The sequence below is a fragment of the Desertihabitans aurantiacus genome (assembly GCF_003344635.1).
Lineage (GTDB): Bacteria > Actinomycetota > Actinomycetes > Propionibacteriales > Propionibacteriaceae > Desertihabitans > Desertihabitans aurantiacus.
Map to the genome: position 1 here is coordinate 1 of NZ_QPKK01000357.1, position 3080 is coordinate 3080.

At 72.9% G+C, this 3080-nt stretch carries 4 protein-coding genes; all 4 read left to right on the top strand.

Annotation, left to right across the window (positions count from 1 at the left end; genetic code table 11):
• Positions 1–456 (top strand): FHA domain-containing protein (locus tag DVA66_RS18810; protein WP_157974134.1); only part of this gene is annotated, 456 nt, incomplete at its 5' end.
• Positions 457–558: 102 nt separating this feature from the next.
• Positions 559–1620, top strand: coding sequence for an AI-2E family transporter (locus DVA66_RS18815; RefSeq protein WP_114561394.1), 1062 nt, complete (start codon positions 559–561; stop codon positions 1618–1620).
• Positions 1621–1636: 16 nt separating this feature from the next.
• Entirely contained in the window at positions 1637–2212 is a 576-nt protein-coding gene (gene dcd, locus DVA66_RS18820; RefSeq protein WP_114561395.1) for a dCTP deaminase, read from the top strand.
• Between the two features lie 22 nt (positions 2213–2234).
• A partial coding sequence (locus tag DVA66_RS18825; protein ID WP_232822066.1) for a serine/threonine-protein kinase occupies positions 2235–3080 on the top strand: 846 nt, incomplete at its 3' end.

The window sequence follows — 3080 nt, forward strand, 5'->3', positions numbered from 1 at the left end:
CCGACCGCCGAGCTGCCGGCGGCCTCTGCCCTGGCACCGCGACGCGGGGCACGCGCCCTCGACCCCGAGGCCGCCGCCCACCGGCGCGACGAGGCCGCCCGGCGCGGACGCGCCCCGGACGAGGGCTGGGTGCTGGCCCTCGACGACGGCCGCGAGGTGCGGGTCAAGGGTCTGGTGCTGATCGGGCGCAACCCGCGACCGCGTCCCGGTGAGGAGGCGGCCGAGCTGGTGACCGTCGACCAGGCCGACCGGACGGTCTCCAAGACCCACCTCGCCGTCGGCGTCGACGCTCGCGGCCTGTACGTCGTCGACCGCGGCTCGACCAACGGCTCGTCGGTCGCGGCGCCCTACGGCGACTACGAGAGCTGCCCGCCCGGCGAGCCGGTGCGCGTGGGGGAGGGGCACTCGGTCTCCTTCGGCGAGAACAGCCTCGAGGTCCGCCGCACCAAGCACTGACGCGCCCTCCTCCGGGGGGCCTCCCCGACCCGACCCCGAGCCGACCCGGGCACCCCGCTCGGCCGCGTCGACGCCGGAGGGCCGGCCGCTACGCTCAGGCCCATGGCCGACGCCGAGACCACTGCTCCCGCCTCCGGCCGGGACGCCAACCGGGGCCTGCGGATCCTGCTCGGTGCGGCCGCGGTCGTCATCGTCTGCGCCGGGCTGCGGGTGGCCGCCGACATCGTCGCCCCCACCTTCCTGGCGCTGACCCTCGTCATCACCGTGCACCCGCTGCACCGCTGGCTGGTGGTGCGCCGGGTGCCGCGGGCGCTGGCGGCGGTGGTCTGCGGGATCGTCCTCTACGTGACGGTGATCGGACTGACCACCGCGATGGGGTTGTCGATCGCCCAGCTGATCTCGGCCATGCCGACCTACCAGTCGCAGTTCGTCGACCTCTACAACGACGGCCTGGAGCAGCTCGGCCGGATCGGGCTCGGCTCCACCCAGCTGCAGCAGCAGCTCGACAACTTCGACGTCTCCTCGCTGTTCACCACCCTGCAGGGCTTCCTCGGCAGCCTGCTCAACGCCACCTCGCTGTTCGTCTTCCTGCTGGTGGTGCTGCTGTTCCTCATGTTCGACTCCGCCGACATCCCCCGCCGGCTCCTGCTCGCCTCGCGGGCCAACCCGCAGTTCGTCGCCGCGCTCGACAGCTTCGCCATCGGCGTCCGGCGCTACTGGGTGGTCACGGCCGTGTTCGGGCTGATCGTCGCGGTGCTCGACGTCGTCGCCCTGGCCATCCTCGGCATCCCGCTGGCGCTGCTGTGGGGTCTGGTCTCCTTCATCACCAACTTCATCCCCAACATCGGCTTCGTCATCGGCCTGGTGCCGCCGGCCCTGCTCGGGCTGCTCGAGGGCGGCTGGCCGATGATGCTGTGGGTGATCGCCATCTACTCGGTGCTCAACTTCACCGTGCAGACCGTGATCCAGCCCCGCTTCACCGGGGACGCCGTCGGCGTCACGACCGCGATGTCGTTCCTCTCCCTGACCTTCTGGGCCTTCGTCTTCGGCCCGCTCGGGGCGCTGCTGGCGCTGCCGGCGACGCTGTTCGTCAAGACGATGCTGGTCGACGGCGACCCCAAGCGGCAGTGGCTCAACACGCTGATCGCCGCCAACCCCCGCTAGACCGTAGGGTGCGGCCATGCTGCTCTCCGACCGCGACATCCGTGCGCGCATCGCCGCCGGCCGGATCGCCCTGGACCCGTGGACACCGCAGATGGTGCAGCCCTCCAGCGTGGACGTCCGGCTGGACCGCTACTTCCGCATCTTCGAGAACCACCGCTACCCCCACATCGACCCGTCGGAGGACCAGCCGGAGCTGACCCGGATGGTCGAGCCCAAGGGGGAGGAGCCGTTCATCCTCCACCCCGGTGAGTTCGTGCTGGGCAGCACCCTGGAGACGGTGACCCTGCCCGACGACGTGGCCGCCCGGCTCGAGGGCAAGTCCTCGCTGGGACGCCTGGGGCTGCTCACCCACTCCACCGCCGGGTTCATCGACCCCGGGTTCTCCGGGCACGTCACGCTGGAGCTGTCCAACGTCGCCACGCTGCCGATCAAGCTGTGGCCGGGGATGAAGATCGGCCAGCTCTGCTTCTTCGCCCTGTCCTCCCCGGCCGAGCAGCCCTACGGCTCCACCGGCTACGGCTCGCGCTACCAGAACCAGCGCGGCCCGACCCCGTCCCGCTCCCACCTGAACTTCCACCGCACGGTGATCTGACCCGGCGGCCGGGACCACGACCGTGGGCGAGGTGTTCGCCGGCCGCTACGTCTTCGTCGACCTGCTCGACGAGGGCGGGATGGGCTCGGTCTGGCGCGTGTGGGACCGGCGCGACCGGTGCTACCGCGCCGCCAAGCTGCTGGAACGCTCCGACGGCGCTGCGCTGCTGCGGTTCGTCCGGGAGACCGCGACGCGGGTCGACCACCCGCACGTGGTGGCCCCGACCGGCTGGTCGGCCGAGGACGACCGGGTGCTGTTCACCATGCCGCTGGTCGACGGCGGCTCGGTGGCGCTGCTGCTCGCCGACTACGGTGCGCTGCCCCCGCTGTGGGTGCGCGAGCTCACCGACCAGCTGCTGCAGGCGCTGGTGGCCGTGCACGCCGCTGGTCTGGTGCACCGTGACGTCAAACCGGCCAACCTGCTGCTGCGGGCGACCGGACGGGGCCGCCCGCACCTGCTGCTGTCCGACTTCGGCATCGCGGCGGGGATCGACCAGCCGCGGATGACCGCCCGGACCGACCGGCTGCTGACTCCCGGCTACGCCGCCCCGGAGGCGTGGGACGGAGCGGACCCCGATCCGCGCCAGGACCTCTACTCGGCGGGCGTCGTGCTGCGCGAGCTGCTCAGCGGCGGCCGCGGCAGGTTGCCCGACCCGCGTCCCGGGTCGCTGGCCGAGGTCGCCGAACGGCTGTGCGCCGAGCAGCCGGCTGCGCGCCACCGGACGGCGGCCGAGGCCCTGCTCGCCGTCCGGGCCGTCGACGTCCCCCGCGGCGAGGAGGAGGTCGAGGTGTTCCGCCACCTCCCGGAGCTGCCCGCCGGCTGGGACGCCGACGGTCCGGTGGTCGCCGCCGCTCCGTCTCCCGGTCTG

Bases quoted from the DNA above. Each gene is read 5' to 3' on its own strand.
- dcd (WP_114561395.1), top strand. From the start codon at position 1,637: ATGCTGCTCTCCGACCGCGACATCCGTGCGCGCATCGCCGCCGGCCGG.
- DVA66_RS18815 (WP_114561394.1), top strand. From the start codon at position 559: ATGGCCGACGCCGAGACCACTGCTCCCGCCTCCGGCCGGGACGCCAAC.